The organism is Sphingomonas oligophenolica (genome assembly GCF_039522915.1).
In the GTDB taxonomy this organism is placed as follows: Bacteria; Pseudomonadota; Alphaproteobacteria; order Sphingomonadales; family Sphingomonadaceae; genus Sphingomonas; species Sphingomonas oligophenolica.
In genome coordinates this window covers 22,919-40,820 of record NZ_BAAAEH010000038.1, presented here as the reverse complement: position 1 = coordinate 40,820, position 17,902 = coordinate 22,919, and the positions used below count along the sequence as shown (strand labels likewise).

The window sequence follows — 17,902 nt, the reverse complement described above, 5'->3', positions numbered from 1 at the left end:
CTCGCCCACATATGACCAGTCCCGAATCCACCGTGAATTTCCGTCTGCGCCGGGAGGTTGAGGGAATCCGCGGATTCTTCGAGCGTTCCTGGCGGCGCTGGTGGGTCAAGGTCCTTGCCGTGCTCGCCGTGCTCGCGGCGATCACCTATGCCCTGGTCTGGCTGATTTTCGCGCGCGACCTGCCCTCGGTCGACAAGCTGCGCACCTATGAGCCGCCGATGCCCACCAATGTGCGCGGCGCCGACGGCACCCCGATCCACAGCTATGCCCGCGAGCGCCGCGTCGAGCTGAGCTATGAGGAATATCCGCCGCTCCTCGTCCGGGCTTTCCTCGCTGCCGAGGACAAGACGTTTTTCGAGCATCATGGCGTCGACTATCCCGGCCTCGCAGGCGCCGTGGTCGACTATGTCAGCAAGATCGGTTCCGGCCGGCGCGCCAAGGGCGGCTCGACCATCACCCAGCAGGTCGCCAAGAACCTGCTCATCGGCAATGAATATTCGAAGACGCGCAAGATCAAGGAGGCGATCCTCGCCTACCGGATCGAGGATGCGCTGACCAAGCAGCAGATTCTCGAGCTTTATCTCAACCAGATCGCACTCGGCCGGAATGCGTTCGGCGTCGAGGCGGCGAGCTATGCCTATTTCAACAAGGAGCTGAAGGAGCTCGATCTCGCGCAGCTCGCCTATCTGGCAATCCTGCCCAAGGGTCCTTCCAACTACGATCCCATCCGCCACACCCGGCGCGCCCTCGATCGGCGCAATTATGTGCTCGGCGAAATGCTCAAGAACGGCTTTATCGACCAGGCCCAGCACGACCAGGCTGTTGCAGAACCGCTCGGCGCTGTGCTCCGCCAGACGCCGACGACCGAGATCGCCGGCGCCGGCTATTTCGTCGAGGAAGTGCGCCGTCAGCTGATCGACAAGTTCGGCGAGACATCGGAAGGCGGGCGCAACCCGTACAGCGTCTATGACGGCGGGCTATGGGTCCGGACGTCGCTCGACCCCGCTCTCCAGGCCGACGCGCAGACAGCGCTTCGCGACGGCCTGCTTCGCTTCGATCGTGGCCGCGGCTGGAGCGGCCCGCTGCGTCATGTCGATATCGCCAGCGGCCAGTGGCTGCCGGCGCTGCTCAACACCAATATCGCGCTCGACTATTCGGATTGGCGCGCGGCGATCGTCGCTGCGGTCGACCAGGGCGGTGCGACGCTCGGCTTCGCGAATGGCCAGACCGGTGTCCTGCCCCGATCGGGCGCGCAAATGCCGGTGCGTGGCGAGGGCGGCGCTGCCTTCGATGCGCTCAAGGTGGGAGACGTGATCGCCGTCGCGCCTGAAGGCGGCAGCTTCGGCCTGCGCTCGATCCCCAAGATTTCAGGCGGCTTCGTCGTCGAGGAACCGCAGACCGGTCGCGTGCTGGCGATGCAGGGCGGCTTCGATTCGAGCGTCCAGGCCTTCAACCGCGCGACCCAGGCGATGCGACAGCCGGGATCGACGATCAAGCCGATCGTCTATGCAGCGGCGCTCGAGGGGGGGATGACGCCGGCCTCGATCATCATCGATGGGCCTTTCTGTGTCTATCAGGGCGCCAATCTGGGGCAGAAATGCTTCAAGAATTTCGGCAACAGCGCCGGCGCGGGGCCGCACACGATGCGCTGGGGCGTCGAGCAGTCGCGCAACCTGATGACGGTGCGCGCCGCCTCGCAGACCGGCATGGAGCATGTCGTCTCGCTGATGGACCGGATCGGCGTCGGCAAATATCCGCCCTATCTCTCCTTCGCGCTCGGTGCCGGCGAGACGACGGTGTCGCGGATGGTCAATGCCTATGCGATCCTCGCCAATCAGGGCCGCGCGCATCCGGCGACGCTGATCGATTTCGTCCAGGATCGCCACGGCAAGGTCGTGTGGCCCGAGAATTGGCACGCCTGCAACGGCTGCAACGCATCCGACTGGAACGGCAAGGCGATGCCGCGCCCGCAGATCCGCGGCAAGCAGATCGTGGACGCGATGAGCGCCTATCAGATGATCCACATCGCCGAGGGCGTGATCCAGCGCGGCACCGCGACGGTGCTGCGCGATCTCGACCGGCCGATGTTCGGCAAGACCGGCACCAATTCGGGGCCGACTGACGTGTGGTTCATCGGCGGCACGCCGCAGATGATCGGCGGCGTCTATATCGGTTACGACACGCCGTCTCCGCTCGGCGGCTATGCCCAGGGCGGCACGATCGCCGCACCGATCTTCAAGGAATTCGCCCTGAAGGCCTATGACGGGATGGAGAAGATACCGTTCCGCGCGCCCGCCGGCATCCGGATGGTGCGAATCGACCGTGCCTCGGGCAAGCCGGTATTCGGTGCCTGGCCGACCAGCGACCCCAAGGCGCCGGTGATCTGGGAGGCCTTCAAGCCCGAGAGCGAACCGCGCCGCAACGCGCGCCACGACCTTGCCGACGATGCTGACAAGCCCAAGGAAGCCAAGCCCGTCCAGAGGCAGGAAGCGCCGAAGGACACCGATTTCTTGCAAAGACAGGGCGGTATCTATTAGCGGTCCGACAACCGCCTATATAGTGTCATGCCCGCGAAGCGGGGCCCGTCTCCCGTATTGCCCCCGATCGCGACCATATCGTGACCATCAGGATGATCGAGATGGTCTCTGTTCATCGCGAGATGACAAAAGAATTTTGGAGTGAATGATGCGCGCCGAAGCGCAGGCCCATATCGACACGATCAACGATGCCCTCGCGCTCTTGCGCCGCTTCCTGGACTGGGATCGCGCGCTGCGCCGGCTCGACGAGCTCAACGCGCGCGTCGAGGATCAGGCATTGTGGAACGACCCCAAGCTCGCCCAGGAGGTGATGCGCGAGCGTCGCCGCCTCGAGGAGGCGATCACCGCGACGCGCGCGATCCAGAGCGAGCTCAGCGACACCGCCGAGCTGATCGAGATGGCCGAGGCCGAGGGCGATGAGGAGATGGCAACCGAAGGCACGCAGAGCCTCGCCGAGCTCGCCGCACGCGCCGAGCATGACAAGATCCAGGCCCTGCTCGCCGGCGAGGCCGATGGCAACGACACGTATATCGAGGTCAATGCCGGCGCCGGCGGCACGGAGAGCCAGGACTGGGCGGGCATGCTGCAGCGCATGTACACCCGCTGGGCCGAGCGCCACGGCATGAAGGTCGAGCTGGTCGACCAGCATTCGGGCGAGCAGGCCGGCATCAAGTCGGCGACCCTGCTGATCAAGGGCGAGAACGCCTATGGTTATGCCAAGACCGAAAGCGGCGTCCATCGCCTCGTCCGGATCAGCCCCTATGACAGCGCCGCGCGCCGCCATACCAGCTTCGCCAGCGTCTGGGTCTATCCGGTGATCGACGAGAATATCGATATCGAGATCAACGAGAGCGAGCTGCGCATCGACACCTATCGCGCGAGCGGCGCCGGCGGGCAGCATATCAACACGACCGATTCGGCGGTGCGGATCACGCATATCCCCACCAACATCGTCGTTCAGTGCCAGAACCAGCGCAGCCAGCACAAGAACAAGGCCGAAGCGTACAACCAGCTCCGCGCCAAGCTCTACGAGCGCGAGCTGCAGATCCGCGAAGCCGCCGCCAACGCCGAGAACGCCACCAAGACCGACATCGGCTGGGGTCACCAGATCCGCTCCTATGTCCTCCAGCCCTATCAGCTGGTGAAGGACCTGCGCACCGGCGTGACGTCGACTAGCCCTTCCGATGTGCTCGATGGCGATCTCGATCCGTTCATGGCGGCTGCCCTGTCGCAGCGCGTGACCGGCGAGACGGTCGAGGTGGAGGACGTCGAGTGAGGCTGGCCGCGATCCCGTTGATCGCCGCCCTCCTGCTCGCCGCCTGCGATGGCGGCCCCGTGTTCGTGAAGCACAAGGACAAGATCGGCCCCTTCCCGCCCGCCGATCGTCCCGTCGCGCACATCGTCTCGTCGCGATGGTCGACCGAGGAAGCGCGCGACCGCCTCAACGAAGCCTCCGAAGTGATGAACAAGGCTGGCATCAAGCCCGGCATGACCGTCGCCGATATCGGCGCCGGCGAAGGCTATTACACCATCCGCCTCGCCGCCCGGGTCGGCAAGGACGGCCGGGTACTGGCCGAGGACATCGTCGCCGGCGTGCGGGATACGCTTGCCGAGCGCGTCGCGCGCGAGCGGCTCGACAATGTCAGCGTCAGGCTCGGCGAACCCGCCAATCCAAAGCTGCCCGATGCGAGCTTCGACCGGGTTCTGATGGTGCACATGTACCATGAGATCGAGCAGCCCTATGAATTCCTGTGGCGGATGCGCCCGGCGCTCAAGCCCGACGGGCTGGTCGTGGTGGTCGACGCCGACCGGCTGACCCAGAATCACGGCACGCCCCCGGCGCTGCTGAAATGCGAGTTCGGCGCGGTCGGCTATACCTTGGTCGACATGGACGACATGCCGTCGGCCGGCGGCTATCTCGCGACTTTCCGCGCCACCGGGCCACGGCCCGATCCGGCCGACATCAGGCCCTGCCGCCTGGGCAGCTAAAGCAGGCCCAGCCCGCTGAAGCTGGTATCATCGTCACCGGCGAAGATGAGATGGTCGACCAGCTGCATCCCGAGCGCATCGGGCGCTCTCGAAGGCATATGGCGCGTGCCAAGCAACCTCCATTTCGGATCATTCGCACCAGCCGCTTGGCGCGTGCAGCGGGGCACGCTATCCCTTTCCCGGATGCAGCAATATCTTGATCTCATGCAGCGCGTGCTCTCGACTGGCACGAAGCAGATGGACCGCACCGGCACCGGCACCCTGTCCGTGTTCGGCCACCAGATGCGCTTCGATCTGGCGGACGGCTTCCCGGCGCTGACCACCAAGAAGCTCCATCTGCGCTCGATCATCGTCGAGCTGCTGTGGTTCCTGCGCGGCGACACCAACATACAATGGCTGCGCGACCGCAAGGTGAGCATCTGGGACGAATGGGCGGACGAGGCGGGCGAGCTCGGCCCTGTCTACGGCAAGCAATGGCGCGACTGGGAGACGGCTGACGGCCGCCATATCGACCAGATCGCCGAGCTGATCGAGCAGATCAAGACCCAGCCCGCCTCGCGCCGCCAGATCGTCTCGGCGTGGAATCCGGGGGACCTTCACGCCATGGCGCTGGCGCCCTGCCACTGCCTGTTCCAGACTCATGTCGCGGGCGGGCGGCTGAGCCTGCAGCTCTACCAGCGCTCGGCCGATATCTTCCTCGGCGTCCCGTTCAACATCGCGAGCTATGCGCTGCTCACCCATATGCTGGCGCAGCAATGCGGGCTCGAGCCCGGCGAGTTCATCTGGACCGGCGGCGATTGCCATCTCTATTCGAACCATCTCGACCAGGCGCGCGAGCAGCTCGGGCGAGTGCCCGGCGTCCTGCCGACGCTCGAGATCCTGCGCCGCCCCGCCTCGATCGCCGACTATGAGTATGAGGATTTCGTTCTGCACGATTATGCCGCCCAGCCGCACATCAAGGCGGCGGTGGCGGTCTGACCCCCCTATTTCCTGTATTTGCCGCGCGCACTGTCGACAGCCCCGCCAATCCCAATTCACCCAGGGTTCAGTCGATCGACTACATATGTAGTCGGACAGGGCTCAAGGGAGAAATCAGATGAGGGAAATCCGGCTGACACTTATTACCGCGACGCTGGCGGCTCTGCTGCTGCAGTTTCAGCAGCAACTCCCCCCGGCCCAGGGCAAAGCGCTTCTCGCCTGCACGCCGGCCCCGCTGCCGCACCGCGCATGAACCAGCCACAAGCCGGTGGCACGACAGCGCGACCCGGCGCATAAGCGGCACCATGCCTTCTCCCCACATCACGCTCCATCTCGCCCGCGCCGACAATGGCGTCATTGGCCGGGACGGCGGCCTGCCCTGGCGCCTGCCCGCCGATCTCAAGCGCTTCAAGGCGCAGACCATGGGCAAGCCGATGATCATGGGCCGCAAGACCTTCGAGAGCTTCCCGGCGCCCCTGCCGGGCCGCCGCCACATCGTGCTGACGCGCGATGCCGGCTGGTCTGCGCCAGGTGCCGAAGTCGCGCCCGATGTCGATGCAGCGATCGCGCTCGCCGCCGCGCCGGAGATTGCCGTGATCGGCGGCGCGCAGATCTTCGCCCTGTTGCTCGCCCGCGCCGATCGCGTCGAGCTGACCGAGGTCCATGCGTCGCCCGAAGGGGATGCGGTCGTGCCCGCCTTCACCGGCTGGCGCGAAATAGCACGCGAAGATCATCCCGCCGAAGACGAGCGGCCGGCCTATAGCTTCGTGACGCTTGTCCGCCCCTGACCATCGTCACCCCGGACTTGTTACGGGGTCCATGGTCCCGCATAGAATGTGATAATTGGATAGCCGGCGCCGTGGATGCCGGAACCGGTCCGGTACGACGAGGGGGTTGGAATGCGCAAATGGCTCTGGGGTATCCTCGCCTTCCTCGTCATCGCCGCGATCGCCTTCTTCACCCTCGCCCCCGGCTATGTCGAAAACTCGATGAACAAGGTCGAGCCCGTCGCGCTGAAGATCACGCCCCGCGCCCGTGCCATGCATGCCACGCTCCAGATCGCCGACATGCATGCCGACACCCTGCTCTGGAAACGCAGCCTGCTCGACCGCTCGAGCCGCGGCCAGGTCGACCTCCCCCGGCTGCTCGACGGCAATTACGCGCTTCAGGTCTTCTCGTCGGTGACCAAGACGCCAAAAGGCCAGAATTACGACGCCAATTCAGCCGATACCGACAATATCACCAGCCTCGCCATCGCCGATCTCCAGCCGATCCGCACCTGGGGCTCGTTGCTGCAGCGTTCGCTGTGGCACGCCACCAGGCTCATGCGCTACGCCGACGCCTCGAACGGCCGGCTGCGGCTGATCCGCACGCCCGCCGAGCTCGACCGTCTCCTTGCCGATCGCGCGGCGGGGAAGAAAGTGGTCGGCGCAATGCTTTCGATCGAGGGCCTCCAGGATCTCGAGGGCAAGCTCGCCAATCTCGACCGGCTTCACGATGCCGGCTTCCGCATGGCCGGCCTTGCGCATTTCTTCGACAATGACGTCGCCGGCTCGATGCACGGCGAGGCGAAGGGCGGCCTGACCCCGCTCGGCGTCCGGGTGGTGCGGCGGATGGAAGCGCTCGGCATGGTCGTCGACGTCGCGCATTCGAGCCACGCGACGATCGCCCAGGTGATCGCGATGGCGCATCGCCCGATCGTCGCCAGCCATGGCGGGGTCCAGGCGACCTGCAAGGTCAACCGCAACCTGACCGATGAAGAGGTCCGCGGCATCGCCCGCACCGGCGGCGTGATCGGTATCGGTTATTGGGATGCGGCGATCTGCTCCAACAAGCCCGAGGCAGCCGCAACCGCGATTGCCCATGTCCGCGATCTCGTCGGGATCGACCATGTCGGGCTCGGCTCCGATTTCGACGGCGCGGTGACGACCGGCTTCGATTCGAGCCAGATCGCCGCCGTTACCCAGGCGCTGATCGATCGCGGCTTCTCCGATGCCGACATCGCCAAGGTGATGGGCGGCAACGTGTTGCGCCTGTTGCGCGCGGGTATATCGCCGCAAGGCTAGCGCGCCCCGCCTGCCCCCCCTATAGCCGCCCCATGGAGCGGCTAGACGGCGGCTCGATGGTGCCCCCCGCGCTTCGGGGCGGGATCGTCGCGCTGGGGAATTTCGACGGGTTCCATTTGGGGCATCAGGCGGTGGTCGGCCAGGCGGTCGAACGCGCCCGCGCTGAAGGCCGCCCGGCGCTGGTCGCCACTTTCGATCCCCATCCGGTCCGCCATTTCAAGCCCGACGTCCCGCCCTTTCGCCTGACGACCCTCGACCAGCGCGCGCGCCTGTTCGCTGCGGCGGGCGCCGATGCGATGATCGTCTTCCACTTCGATGAAGCGCTCGCCGGGCTCACAGCGCTCGAATTTGTCGCCGATCGCCTGCTCGACAAGATCGGCGCCGGCGGGGTGGTGACGGGCGACGATTTCACTTTCGGCAAGGCCCGCAGCGGCAATGTCGATGTGCTGGCCGATCTCGGCGCGAAGAACGGCTTCTCGGTCGATACGGTGGCACCGGTATCGCTCGACGGCGAGGCAGTGTCATCGAGCCGGATTCGCGCCCTGCTCGTCGCGGGCGATCCGCGCGGCGCGGCACGGCTGCTCACCCGGCCCTTCGCGATCGAGGGCGTGGTCCAGCATGGCGACAAGGTCGGCCGAACGATCGGCTACCCGACCGCGAATATCGACATGGGCAATTATCTGCGCCCCGCTTACGGCATCTACGCAGTGCGCGGCAGGCTGGCCGATGGCCGCATCCTGGACGGAGCGGCCAATCTCGGCGTCAGGCCAAGCTTCGATCCACCGCGTGAATTGCTCGAGCCCTATTTCTTCGATTTCACGGGCGATCTCTACAACCAGACGATCGAGGTGGCGCTGGTCGACTTCCTCCGCCCCGAGGCGAAGTTCGACGATCTCGAAGCCCTGAAAGCCCAGATGGCGCTCGACTGCGCCAAGGCAAAAGCACTGCTCGCGGCTGACTGACGACGGCGTGGCCGGTCTGGATTGAGTTCAGGCCGAGCCGAAAAACGTGATTTCCGAGCATCGGAGCGCAGCGTGCTTACGGCACGTGAGCACCGAAGCGCAGGAAATCGCGTTTTGCAGGCCGGCATGGGCTCAATCCAGGCCGGCCACGCGAAATGGGGGCCGGCATTGCTGCCGGCCCCCTGTCGCCTCGCCTCGATCTGATCGGCTGCCTCCCGAAGAAAACAGCCTCACCTTTCGGTTCGGCGGCTGCTCCACCCGCGCCGCGAACGGCGCCGGCTTCGCATTTCGGTCACCGGGGTCGGGCGCGATACCCTTTCGGGCCTCAGCGCAGCAACCTCCGGCGGCCTGCTCGACATTCAGACCGAAGCCTGACTGCCTCGCTTTGGCCGCTGTCTCCGGATCGCCTTCCACCCGGTGAGGGGCAACGCGCATCCATCCTTCACGGCCAACGCCCTTCCATATCGCGGGGATCGGAAAGGACGCTTTGGAACACCATTCCCGCCTGTCTGCCGAGCCTTCGCTTGCGCGACGCCAGACGACCTGCAGGGCCGATGCCCCGCCACGATCCCGAACGGTTTCCTTGCGGCACCTTTTCGGAAGCCTTGGCATAAGCAACTGATGTCTCTGCGATTTCTCGCTTCCTCAACCGCTGCCTACAGTCATGATGGTGTCACTGAATCCGAGTCGGGCATAGTCTCAAACGACCTTCCCGAACTGTGGATAACGTGGATATCGTGGAGAAGATTCGACTGCCTTCGACGCTGCACCGCGGCGATGAACGGGAGGTTGTTTTATATTCATGAAACTCTTGTGGGAACGGAAGCGTTACGGTTCTAGCTTGATTGAAAGCAAGTTCGACAAGGGAGTTTTCCAATGCGCAATTTCATCATGGCGCTCAGCGCCGCATCGCTCGCCATTCCAGCCACGATGGCGATTCCGGTCAGCGGCGCGGAAGCTCGCCGCCATCATCATTATCCGGCGCGTGTCTACACGCGTAACGGCCACACCTATTGCCGCCATTCGGACGGCACGACCGGCTTGATCGTCGGCGGCGTCGGCGGTGCGGTAGTCGGCGACGCGATCATCGGCCATGGCCCGCTCGGCGCCATCGTCGGCGGTGTCGGCGGCGCCCTTGGCGGCCGCGCGATCGATCGCTCCATGACCGCGAAGAAGCGCTGCCGCTAAGGCCCGGCTATCCCAATACGAAGAAGGGCGCGGCGCGATCCGCGCCCTTTTTGTGTATATATCGGCACCCCGCAATTCGGAGACTGACCAATGACGACTCGCAGCGGATCGGCGAAATATGAAGGCTTCGGCAAGGACGGGCTGGGCCATGTCTCGACTCAGTCGGGCGCCCTCGACAACCAGCCCTATGGCTTCAGGAGCCGTTTCGAGGATGGCCCGGGCACCAACCCCGAAGAGCTGATCGCGGCCGCGCATGCCAGCTGCTTCACCATGGCGCTGAGCTTCGCGCTCGCCCGCGCCGGCTTTTCCGCCGGGACGCTCGAGACAAGGGCGAAGGTGACGCTCGACAAGGATGGTGATGGTTTCAGCATCACGCGCTCGGACCTTGATCTCACCGCGACGATCGACGGCATCGACCCGGCGCAATTCGACTCGATCGCGGCCGACGCCAAGGCCAATTGCCCGGTATCGAAAGTCCTAAACGCCGAGATAACCCTGACCCATCGGCTCAATCAATAGCCGGAACGACGAAGGGCCCGGCGATGCCCGCCGGGCCCTTCCTTTGCGCGGACGTCGCGGATCAGCTCAGAAGATGCCGCCGCCGACAAACAGGCGGATGCCGCAGACGATGATCAGCACGATGTTCAGGTTGCGCCCCATATTGTGCGACGACAAGGCACCGAGCGCGAGGCCGACAATGCCGAGCGGGATGGTCAGCCAGTTGAGCCAGCCCAGGAACGGGATGAACCCGATCATGGTGAGTACCAGCACGAGCAGACCGACCAGGATCGAGAGAATATTCAGCATCGGCTGAACATGGCGAGGCTGAGGCTGCAACGCAAGCGCGTTGGTTAACCGGCAAGTGAGGCCCGAACGTCGCCAACGCTTCCTTAACCGAAAATGCGCCATGCCATGGCGCTGAAAGCGGAGGCTTTGTTCTGATGGTTCGCAAACGGTTCCGGTGCCTGATGGCGCTCGCTCTGCCCGTGGCGCTTGCTGCGTGCGGGCAGCGGAGCGACGGCGACCGCAACCTCGATACGCTCGACAACGAGCTGGTCGACAGCAACAGCGCCACATCGCGCGATCCGGCCCTGATGAGCGCGCTGCACGACCAGATCATGGTCGATCCCACCCTCGCGCAACAAGCCAATAACGACGCGGTTCGCCCGCCCGCCCAACCCTATTCGGGCGGGGTGCCGCCGGACGGCGTCGCCGTGCCGCCCTCCGGCGCTGCGGCAGGCAAAGCCATCGCGACCGGCGAAAACCTCAAGCCGGTGCCCGCCCCGGGGGCAAGCTGCCCACAATGCACGGCAGCGCGCGAATCGCTGACGCTCGGCGCGCTCGCCTCGCGGCAGAAGGACAAGCGCACCAGGAATTGCGCCGGCAGCATGCGCTATTCGGCGCGCTGGGCCGAGCGGCTCCCCGCCGATCTCCCGCTTTATCCCGATGCCCGCGTCTCGGAAGCGGCGGGCAGCGATGGCGGCGGCTGCGCGCTCCGGGCGGTCAGCTTCGCGAGCTCGGCTTCGCTGCAGACCGTGCTCGACTGGTATTATACCCGCGCCACCAGGGCGGGCTATTCGGCCGAGCACCAGGCCGATGGCCGCGAGCATGTGCTCGGCGGCACCCGCGACCGCGACGATGGCGCCTTCGCCCTGTTCCTGACGAGCCGCGCCGATGGCGGCACCGATGTCGATCTGCTGGCGAACAACGGAAATTGAACCACGAGGCGGCACGCCGCTCCAGCGGGGCAAGCACTGCGGATATTGCAGCGCGGCATGCCACCGCCTAGGCTGCGCCGATGGCATTTCCGATCGAGATAAGCGACGCTGGCCGGGCCGACCTGCCGGCGATCCTCGACATCTATAACGAGGTCATCGCGCACACGACTGCGGTCTATAGCGAGGCACCCGTCACCCTCGCCGATCGCGAGGCCTGGTATGCCGGCCGGATCGAGCAGGGCTATCCGATCCTCGCCGCCTACCGGGAGGGGCGGTGCCTGGGGTTCGGCAGCTTCGGCGACTTCCGGGCCTGGCCCTGTTACCGTCACACGGTCGAGCACAGCGTTCATGTCCATGCTGACGCACGCGGCCAGGGGATCGGACTCAAGCTGGTGGAGGCGTTGCTCGAGCGCGCGACCATGATGGGCAAGCATGTGATGGTCGCCGGGATCGACGCTGACAATCAGCCGTCGATCGGCCTGCACCGCCGGCTCGGCTTTTCGGAAGTGGGCCGTTTCCCCGAAGTCGGCCGCAAGTTCGACCGCTGGCTCGACCTTGTCTTCATGTCCCGGCGCCTCGAAATGCCCTGATCGGGCGGCCATTGCCCGGCTTCCGGAGGGCCGCTGGGGAACAGAGGTTCTATTTTCGGCCGATCCGCGCTAACGGAGGCCGATGTTCCAACTTATTCTCGTCATGCTCGGCGGTGCCGTGGGCGCCGGCGCGCGGCATCTGACCGGGCGGACCACGCTTGCGCTGTTCGGCCCCAACTATCCCTATGGCACGCTCGCGGTGAACCTGATCGGCGGCTTCGCGATGGGCGTGCTCGTCGGCGCGCTCGCGCGGATGTCGGTCCCCGGTGAGAATTGGCGCCTGCTGCTCGGGGTCGGCGTGCTTGGCGGCTTCACCACTTTCTCCGCTTTCTCGCTCGACGTCGTGAACATGATTCAGCGCGGCGACATGGCCAGCGCGGCGGTCTATATCCTCCTCTCCGTGGTCGGCGCTATCGCCGCCCTGTTCGCCGGCCTCGCGCTGGTGCGGGTGGCGGCATGAGCGACACCAGGAATGAAGGGCGCAGCGAAAGTGACGTCCGCCAGTTCAACGTCGGCGCCGATGATGACGGCATCCGGCTCGATCGCTGGTTCAAGCGGCACCTTCCCGACACGAGCTTCACCACCGTCGCCAAATGGGCGCGGACCGGGCAGCTCCGCGTCGACGGCGCCCGCGCGACGCCGGGCGACCGAATCGCCGCCGGCCAGACGATCCGCGTGCCCCCGGCCGAAGCGGTGCGCGAGGATGCGCCGAAGAAGCGCGAACGCCCGCCGCTCAGCCCCGAGCAGACCGAGTTCATCCGCGAGATGGTCATCCACCGCGACAAGCAGGCGATCGTCATCAACAAGCCCCCGGGCCTCGCGACCCAGGGCGGCACCAAGACTCACGAGCATGTCGACGGCCTGCTCGACGGCCTTCAGTTCGACGGCGAGAGCCGCCCCAAGCTGGTCCACCGCCTCGACAAGGACACCAGTGGCGCACTGCTGATCGCCCGCACCACCCGCGCGGCGGCGCATTTCGCCAAGGCCTTCTCGTCACGCGGCGCGAAAAAGACCTATTGGGCGCTGATCGTCGGCGTGCCCTCGATCGAGGACGGCACGATCGACCTGCCGATCGCCAAGCAGCCCGGCAGCGGCGGCGAGAAGATGCATGTCGACGAGGCCGAGGGCGCGCTCGCCCGCACCCGCTACCGCGTGATCGAAAGCGCCGGCAACACCACCGCCTGGGTCGAGCTGACCCCGCATACCGGCCGCACCCACCAGCTCCGCGTCCATATGGCCGCGATCGGCCACCCGATCGTCGGCGACGGCAAATATGGCGGCCAGGCAGCCTTCCTGACCGGCGGAATCAGCCGCAAGATGCACCTCCATTCGCGCCGGATCGCGGTCGACCATCCCGATGGCGGCAAGATCGATATCCAGGCCGAGCTCCCCCAGCATTTCGCCGAGAGCCTGAAGCAGCTCGGCTTCGACGAGATGCTCGGCAACACCATGCCGCTCGATACGCCGCCGCCGCCGAGCAAGGCGGTCAAGAAGCAGCAGGCAAAGCAGCACGCCAAGACGGTCCGCAAGGCGCGGCGCGGCGAGCGGCGGAGCCGGGGGACAACGTGATCAGCGCTGCCTTTCGGCGCAGTGCTGACTGAGGCGGCCTACTCGCGATGAAACAGAACGATGACTTCATTTCCATGATTCCGGAATTGCCGGCGTGGAACAACGGCGCCGGAATTGCGCCCGAAGAATGGATCGCCTGCGTCGGGAACTATCAGCTGGCGGTTGGCTATTCCCTGATCTTCTGGCCCCGGTTCGTGCTGTTCGAGGGCTATTTGCTACGCGAGGGATTCTCGGAAGAGTCGCTCCGCGGTTTCGAGGAGGTGACGAACGGCAACCGGGTGGCGGTCGAAGCCGTGATGAACCATGTTCACATGATCGACATCCACTGCAATGATGTCGAGGCCAATGAAGCGCAACTTCGGTATCTGGGCCGCCTGCTGAAGGACATCTACACGCTGAAGCTCAAGGCCGATTTTCCCGGTCTGAACGTCACCGTGGCCTTCAACGACGAGCCCGGCCTCGACCTGCTCGATTACGAGCTCGTCTTCTTTCAATCGGCGGATTGACCGAAACCACGACGATTCGGCGATCGACTCCACGCGCGGCGGGGCGCGGAATCGCGACCGCGCAACCTGAAATTCCCTCCCCCAGCGGGAGAGGGAGGGAACCGCCGAAGGCGGTGGAAGGGTGAGGATGATCGGTCGATGATAAGCACCCTCTCCCTCCCACTGCTTCGCAGCGGGCCCCTCCCTCTCCCGCTGGGAGAGGGAAAGAGACAGCAACCACGATTGATTCCCCCGCCGCCCACGCTACGGCCACCGATATGCACCCCAACAAGGCCTTCCGCTTCGAAGACGACGTCGCGATGCTCGACTGGGCTTTCGCGCGCGGCTTCGCACATATCCTCGCCGTCACCCCGCAAGGCCCGATGACGGCCCACGCCCCCATCGTCCCGGCCGGAGAGAATACGGCGCGCTTCCACCTCGCCCGCGCCAATCGCCTCGCCCCGCTTCTCGACGGCACCCGCGTGGCGCTCAGCGTCGCCGGCCCTGACGGCTACATCACCCCCAACTGGTATGCCGATCCGGCCCAGCAGGTCCCGACCTGGAACTATGTCGCGGTCGAGATCGAAGGCACCTGCCGCACCATCCACGAAGACGCCCTTGTCGATCTGCTCGACAGGCTCGCTGAAATCCACGAACCCCGCGTCGCGCCCGACAATCCCTGGACCCGCGCCAAGATGGACGATGCCCGCTTCGGCGCCATGCTGCGCGCGATCATCGGCTTCGAGGTCGAGATCGAGGCGGTGCGCGGCACCAACAAGCTCAGCCAGAACAAGAGCGAGGCTGACCGCGCCGGCACGATCCTTGGCCTTGCCCGCACCGGCAACACGGCGCTCGCCGATCTGATGAGAAAAGCATGACCAACCGCCTCGCCCTGTTCGATTGCGACGGCACCCTCGTCGACAGCCAGGCCAATATCTGCCGCTCGATGGAAGAGGCATTCGTGCTTGGCGGGCTCGAAGCCCCCACCCGTCCCGCGATCCGCCGGATCATCGGCTTGAGCGTGGTCGAGGCGATCGCCGCGCTGAGCCCAGAGCTCGACGACGCCCGCCACCGGACGCTCGCCGAGGATTACAAATCAGCCTTTTTCCGCCTGCGCGCCTCGGGCGCGATGGACGAGGAGCCTTTGTTCGACGGGATGATCGCGGCGCTCGATGCCCTCGCCGACTCCGGCTGGGTGCTGGGCGTCGCGACCGGCAAGTCGGACCGGGGCCTTGCCCGAATCCTCGCGCATCACGGCATCGCTGACCGTTTCGTCACGCTGCAGACCGCCGACCGCCACCCGTCCAAGCCGCACCCCTCGATGGTCGAGCTGGCGATGGCCGAGGCTGGCGCATCGCCCGAAACGACGGTGATGATCGGCGACACAAGCTATGACATGCTGATGGCGCGGGCCGCTGGAACCAGCGCGCTCGGCGTTGCCTGGGGCTATCACCCCGCCGAAGAACTGACCTCGGCCGGTGCCCACGCCATCGCCGAGACCGTGGCTGGCCTGCCGGCCCAGATGGAGACGTTATGACTGACGCCGACACGACCGCCCGCAACCGCTGGCTCGCGATCACCCTGACTCGGGTCGCCGGGTCAGGGGGTGCCGTCCTCGGCGTGATCCTGCTCGCCCGCGCCCCGACGATCGGCCCGAAGATCCTCGGCGCGGCAATCGTGCTGTCGGCGCTGGCGATGATGGCGATCGTCCCGCGCTCGCTGGCCCATCGCTGGCGGACACCCCCAAAGCCGTGAAGCGCTTCTGGACGACAGTCGCGATCGATTCGGACCATGTCATCCGGCTCGACGGCAAGCCGGTCCGCACCCCGGGGCGGCGGCCGCTCACCTTGCCGCAGCCGGCGCTCGCCGAAGCGGTGGCCGACGAATGGCGCGCCGTGGGCGACACGGTCGATCCGCGGCTCATGACGCTGACGGGCCTCGCCAATGCAGCGATCGACCGGATCGAACCCGATCCTTCCGCCTTTGCCGCCGGCCTCGCTGTCTTCGCTGAAAGCGACCTGCTCTGTTACCGCGCGGAGAGCCCGCCGGCCCTGGTCGAGCGGCAGGCGGCCTTGTGGGATCCGCTGCTCGACTGGGCGCGCATCCGCTACGATGTCCATTTCGAGGTGACGGCCGGCATCATGCACCGCCCCCAGCCACCCGCCACGCTGGCGCGATTGCGCGATGCTGTCGCGGCCCGGAGCGCGTTCGAGCTCGCCGGCCTGTCGCCGATCGTCACGATCAGCGGCTCGCTCGTCGCCGCCCTCGCGCTGGTCGAGCATGCCGCGACCGCCGAGGCCGTGTGGCGCGCGGCTGAACTCGACGAGGATTTCCAGGCCGAGCAATGGGGCCGCGATCCCCTCTCCGAAGCAGCACTCGAATCACGCCGACGCGATTTCGATGCGGGGGTGCGGTTCCTGGGCCTGCTGCAGAACCCCTCGGGCTCAGCCTGAACCACGGGGCGCTTTGCCCTGGTCCTTTTCGCTTCCCCGGCGAAGGCCGGAAAGAAGCAAGGATTTTGAGCTCCGATAGGCATTGAAAATGCCTCCGTCGATTCAATCGCAGCGGAGATCACGAAAGGATGACGGCGGACGAAGCGCCAAGCGCTTCCGCCCGGCTCTTTGACATGACCGGTATCTGCAGGACGATGGCCGCCGCGGGCGGGCCATCCCGCTGTTCCCCGCTGCTCCGTCGCGGTAACAGCGGGCGTTTTCGCTGTTCTTCTCGCTGTTCCCCGCTGTTATTCGATAACAGCGGGATCGCCCACAAAGCATTGAGAACAAAAGACGAATTCCCCCGCAAAATCCAACATAACAGCGGGGAAAAAATATTTTGCCAGGAACAGCTGGGAACAGCGGGAATTCCCGCCGGCGCACCGCTTCAGCGGATCAGCTTCCGGATGAACCCGATGATCCCGGTTTGCCGCGATCGCTTGAGCCGCTCGGCCGCGAGGATCGTCTTCACGCATTCGAAGCAGCGCTGCACATTGTCGTTGACCAGGACATAATCATAGCCGTCCCAATGGCTGACCTCGTTCGCGGCCCGGTCCATGCGCGCCTCGATGACCTCCATCGTGTCGGTCCTCCGGTCGATCAGCCGCTGGCGCAGGATCGCCATCGAGGGCGGGAGGATGAAGACGCGGACGACGTCGCCGCCGGCAAGCTGGTGGAGCTGCTGCGCGCCCTGCCAGTCGATGTCGAACAATATGTCCCTGCCCTGTTCGAGCACGCTCCACACCTGCGCCTTGGGCGTGCCGTAGCGATGGCCGAAGACATGCGCCCATTCGAGGAATTCGTGGTTCGCCACCATCTCGCGGAACGTCTCGAGGTCGACGAAATGATAATCCACCCCGTCCACCTCGCCGGGCCGCGGCGGGCGGGTGGTGTAGGAAACCGACATGCCCAGTTCGGGCTCGTCGGCGAGCAGCGCGCGCGCGATCGTCGATTTGCCGGCACCCGAAGGCGAGGAAAGGACGAACAATACGCCACGGCGTTTGAAGCCATGCGGATCGGAATCTGGGGCGTCCATGCGCGCTAGTGGCGCGGGCGCCCCGTCCGCGTCAACCCGTCTTGAGGTGGATCAGTTTTCGGGCGCCCGCGCGCCGAGCACTGCATCGGTCATCTTGTTCAGTCCGCGCAGCACCAACCAGCCGGCCGCGAAGGTCACCGCGATCGGCAGGATGATGCGCACAGCCGTCACCACCCCGGCGCCGATCAGCGCGCCGTCCACCGTGCTGTCATCACCGTCGCGACCGTCGATCGCGCTGCCGATCAGGCCGCCCAGCATCGTGCTCGTCTTCATGAAGTCCCTCCGTTTCGGG

General features: G+C 65.9%; 22 protein-coding genes. 19 read left to right on the top strand and 3 right to left on the bottom strand.

All coding sequences use genetic code 11. The features are described 5' to 3' along the window. The first annotated feature begins 11 nt into the window (after positions 1 to 11). The 10 genes from ABD050_RS19005 (at position 12) to ABD050_RS18960 (ending at position 10,239) form a co-directional block, all read left to right on the top strand. A complete protein-coding gene (locus tag ABD050_RS19005; RefSeq protein WP_343891070.1) occupies positions 12 to 2,537 on the top strand; it encodes a penicillin-binding protein 1A in 2,526 nt (841 codons plus the stop codon). Between the two features lie 148 nt (positions 2,538 to 2,685). Beyond that, positions 2,686 to 3,813, top strand: coding sequence for a peptide chain release factor 2 (gene prfB / locus ABD050_RS19000; protein ID WP_343891069.1), 1,128 nt, complete (start codon positions 2,686 to 2,688; stop codon positions 3,811 to 3,813). 2 nt (positions 3,814 to 3,815) lie between these two features. Next, complete coding sequence (locus ABD050_RS18995; RefSeq protein ID WP_343891096.1) at positions 3,816 to 4,526, top strand: class I SAM-dependent methyltransferase; 711 nt, start codon at positions 3,816 to 3,818, stop codon at positions 4,524 to 4,526. A gap of 183 nt (positions 4,527 to 4,709) precedes the next feature. Further along, complete coding sequence (locus ABD050_RS18990) at positions 4,710 to 5,504, top strand: thymidylate synthase (protein WP_343891068.1); 795 nt, start codon at positions 4,710 to 4,712, stop codon at positions 5,502 to 5,504. 118 nt (positions 5,505 to 5,622) lie between these two features. Continuing rightward, positions 5,623 to 5,757, top strand: coding sequence for a hypothetical protein (locus tag ABD050_RS18985; protein WP_343891067.1), 135 nt, complete (start codon positions 5,623 to 5,625; stop codon positions 5,755 to 5,757). A 52-nt stretch (positions 5,758 to 5,809) separates the two neighbouring features. Next, positions 5,810 to 6,292, top strand: coding sequence for a dihydrofolate reductase (locus ABD050_RS18980; RefSeq protein WP_343891066.1), 483 nt, complete (start codon positions 5,810 to 5,812; stop codon positions 6,290 to 6,292). Between the two features lie 111 nt (positions 6,293 to 6,403). After that, the gene (locus ABD050_RS18975; RefSeq protein WP_343891065.1) at positions 6,404 to 7,570 is read left to right on the top strand and encodes a dipeptidase; all 1,167 of its coding nucleotides are present in this window, start codon (positions 6,404 to 6,406) and stop codon (positions 7,568 to 7,570) included. Positions 7,571 to 7,602: 32 nt separating this feature from the next. Continuing rightward, entirely contained in the window at positions 7,603 to 8,532 is a 930-nt protein-coding gene (locus ABD050_RS18970; RefSeq protein ID WP_343891064.1) for a bifunctional riboflavin kinase/FAD synthetase, read from the top strand. A gap of 876 nt (positions 8,533 to 9,408) precedes the next feature. Further along, positions 9,409 to 9,720, top strand: coding sequence for a hypothetical protein (locus tag ABD050_RS18965; protein WP_343891063.1), 312 nt, complete (start codon positions 9,409 to 9,411; stop codon positions 9,718 to 9,720). A 90-nt stretch (positions 9,721 to 9,810) separates the two neighbouring features. After that, positions 9,811 to 10,239 carry an OsmC family protein gene (locus tag ABD050_RS18960; RefSeq protein ID WP_343891062.1) on the top strand — a complete coding sequence of 143 codons (429 nt, stop codon included), beginning with the start codon at positions 9,811 to 9,813 and terminating at the stop codon, positions 10,237 to 10,239. 66 nt (positions 10,240 to 10,305) lie between these two features. Here ABD050_RS18960 and ABD050_RS18955 read toward each other — a convergent pair whose 3' ends face one another. Then, positions 10,306 to 10,527, bottom strand: coding sequence for a hypothetical protein (locus ABD050_RS18955; protein WP_343891061.1), 222 nt, complete (start codon positions 10,525 to 10,527; stop codon positions 10,306 to 10,308). A gap of 134 nt (positions 10,528 to 10,661) precedes the next feature. On the opposite strand from ABD050_RS18955, the gene ABD050_RS18950 reads away from it, so the two are divergent. The 9 genes from ABD050_RS18950 (at position 10,662) to ABD050_RS18910 (ending at position 16,535) form a co-directional block, all read left to right on the top strand. Beyond that, complete coding sequence (locus ABD050_RS18950; protein WP_343891060.1) at positions 10,662 to 11,438, top strand: hypothetical protein; 777 nt, start codon at positions 10,662 to 10,664, stop codon at positions 11,436 to 11,438. An 80-nt stretch (positions 11,439 to 11,518) separates the two neighbouring features. Next, positions 11,519 to 12,028, top strand: coding sequence for a GNAT family N-acetyltransferase (locus ABD050_RS18945; RefSeq protein ID WP_343891059.1), 510 nt, complete (start codon positions 11,519 to 11,521; stop codon positions 12,026 to 12,028). Positions 12,029 to 12,110: 82 nt separating this feature from the next. Further along, entirely contained in the window at positions 12,111 to 12,488 is a 378-nt protein-coding gene (gene crcB / locus ABD050_RS18940; protein ID WP_343891058.1) for a fluoride efflux transporter CrcB, read from the top strand. Next, positions 12,485 to 13,597 carry an RluA family pseudouridine synthase gene (locus ABD050_RS18935; protein ID WP_343891057.1) on the top strand — a complete coding sequence of 371 codons (1,113 nt, stop codon included), beginning with the start codon at positions 12,485 to 12,487 and terminating at the stop codon, positions 13,595 to 13,597. The genes crcB and ABD050_RS18935 overlap by 4 nt, the downstream gene beginning before the upstream one ends. 47 nt (positions 13,598 to 13,644) lie before the next feature. Further along, positions 13,645 to 14,103, top strand: coding sequence for a hypothetical protein (locus ABD050_RS18930; protein WP_343891056.1), 459 nt, complete (start codon positions 13,645 to 13,647; stop codon positions 14,101 to 14,103). Between the two features lie 257 nt (positions 14,104 to 14,360). Beyond that, positions 14,361 to 14,960, top strand: a complete 600-nt coding sequence (locus tag ABD050_RS18925) for an FMN-binding negative transcriptional regulator (protein ID WP_343891055.1) — start codon at positions 14,361 to 14,363, stop codon at positions 14,958 to 14,960. Beyond that, the gene (locus ABD050_RS18920) at positions 14,957 to 15,619 is read left to right on the top strand and encodes an HAD-IA family hydrolase (RefSeq protein WP_343891054.1); all 663 of its coding nucleotides are present in this window, start codon (positions 14,957 to 14,959) and stop codon (positions 15,617 to 15,619) included. Before ABD050_RS18925 ends, ABD050_RS18920 begins: the two co-directional genes overlap by 4 nt. Next, positions 15,616 to 15,837 carry a hypothetical protein gene (locus ABD050_RS18915; protein ID WP_343891053.1) on the top strand — a complete coding sequence of 74 codons (222 nt, stop codon included), beginning with the start codon at positions 15,616 to 15,618 and terminating at the stop codon, positions 15,835 to 15,837. The genes ABD050_RS18920 and ABD050_RS18915 overlap by 4 nt, the downstream gene beginning before the upstream one ends. Then, positions 15,834 to 16,535: an ATP12 family chaperone protein gene (locus tag ABD050_RS18910; protein ID WP_343891052.1), complete on the top strand. Its 702-nt coding sequence runs from the start codon at positions 15,834 to 15,836 to the stop codon at positions 16,533 to 16,535. The genes ABD050_RS18915 and ABD050_RS18910 overlap by 4 nt, the downstream gene beginning before the upstream one ends. Positions 16,536 to 16,962: 427 nt before the next feature. Here the strand turns inward: ABD050_RS18910 and gmk are convergent, their stop codons facing one another. Next, positions 16,963 to 17,610, bottom strand: a complete 648-nt coding sequence (gmk, locus tag ABD050_RS18905) for a guanylate kinase (protein WP_343891051.1) — start codon at positions 17,608 to 17,610, stop codon at positions 16,963 to 16,965. Between the two features lie 51 nt (positions 17,611 to 17,661). Next, positions 17,662 to 17,883, bottom strand: coding sequence for a hypothetical protein (locus tag ABD050_RS18900; RefSeq protein WP_343891050.1), 222 nt, complete (start codon positions 17,881 to 17,883; stop codon positions 17,662 to 17,664). Positions 17,884 to 17,902 lie beyond the last annotated feature (19 nt).

Bases quoted from the DNA above. Each gene is read 5' to 3' on its own strand.
- ABD050_RS19005 (WP_343891070.1), top strand. From the start codon at position 12: ATGACCAGTCCCGAATCCACCGTGAATTTCCGTCTGCGCCGGGAGGTT.
- prfB (WP_343891069.1), top strand. From the start codon at position 2,686: ATGCGCGCCGAAGCGCAGGCCCATATCGACACGATCAACGATGCCCTC.
- ABD050_RS18990 (WP_343891068.1), top strand. From the start codon at position 4,710: ATGCAGCAATATCTTGATCTCATGCAGCGCGTGCTCTCGACTGGCACG.
- ABD050_RS18985 (WP_343891067.1), top strand. From the start codon at position 5,623: ATGAGGGAAATCCGGCTGACACTTATTACCGCGACGCTGGCGGCTCTG.
- ABD050_RS18980 (WP_343891066.1), top strand. From the start codon at position 5,810: ATGCCTTCTCCCCACATCACGCTCCATCTCGCCCGCGCCGACAATGGC.
- ABD050_RS18975 (WP_343891065.1), top strand. From the start codon at position 6,404: ATGCGCAAATGGCTCTGGGGTATCCTCGCCTTCCTCGTCATCGCCGCG.
- ABD050_RS18970 (WP_343891064.1), top strand. From the start codon at position 7,603: ATGGAGCGGCTAGACGGCGGCTCGATGGTGCCCCCCGCGCTTCGGGGC.
- ABD050_RS18965 (WP_343891063.1), top strand. From the start codon at position 9,409: ATGCGCAATTTCATCATGGCGCTCAGCGCCGCATCGCTCGCCATTCCA.
- ABD050_RS18960 (WP_343891062.1), top strand. From the start codon at position 9,811: ATGACGACTCGCAGCGGATCGGCGAAATATGAAGGCTTCGGCAAGGAC.
- ABD050_RS18955 (WP_343891061.1), bottom strand. From the start codon at position 10,527: ATGCTGAATATTCTCTCGATCCTGGTCGGTCTGCTCGTGCTGGTACTC.
- ABD050_RS18950 (WP_343891060.1), top strand. From the start codon at position 10,662: ATGGTTCGCAAACGGTTCCGGTGCCTGATGGCGCTCGCTCTGCCCGTG.
- ABD050_RS18945 (WP_343891059.1), top strand. From the start codon at position 11,519: ATGGCATTTCCGATCGAGATAAGCGACGCTGGCCGGGCCGACCTGCCG.
- crcB (WP_343891058.1), top strand. From the start codon at position 12,111: ATGTTCCAACTTATTCTCGTCATGCTCGGCGGTGCCGTGGGCGCCGGC.
- ABD050_RS18935 (WP_343891057.1), top strand. From the start codon at position 12,485: ATGAGCGACACCAGGAATGAAGGGCGCAGCGAAAGTGACGTCCGCCAG.
- ABD050_RS18930 (WP_343891056.1), top strand. From the start codon at position 13,645: ATGAAACAGAACGATGACTTCATTTCCATGATTCCGGAATTGCCGGCG.
- ABD050_RS18925 (WP_343891055.1), top strand. From the start codon at position 14,361: ATGCACCCCAACAAGGCCTTCCGCTTCGAAGACGACGTCGCGATGCTC.
- ABD050_RS18920 (WP_343891054.1), top strand. From the start codon at position 14,957: ATGACCAACCGCCTCGCCCTGTTCGATTGCGACGGCACCCTCGTCGAC.
- ABD050_RS18915 (WP_343891053.1), top strand. From the start codon at position 15,616: ATGACTGACGCCGACACGACCGCCCGCAACCGCTGGCTCGCGATCACC.
- gmk (WP_343891051.1), bottom strand. From the start codon at position 17,610: ATGGACGCCCCAGATTCCGATCCGCATGGCTTCAAACGCCGTGGCGTA.
- ABD050_RS18900 (WP_343891050.1), bottom strand. From the start codon at position 17,883: ATGAAGACGAGCACGATGCTGGGCGGCCTGATCGGCAGCGCGATCGAC.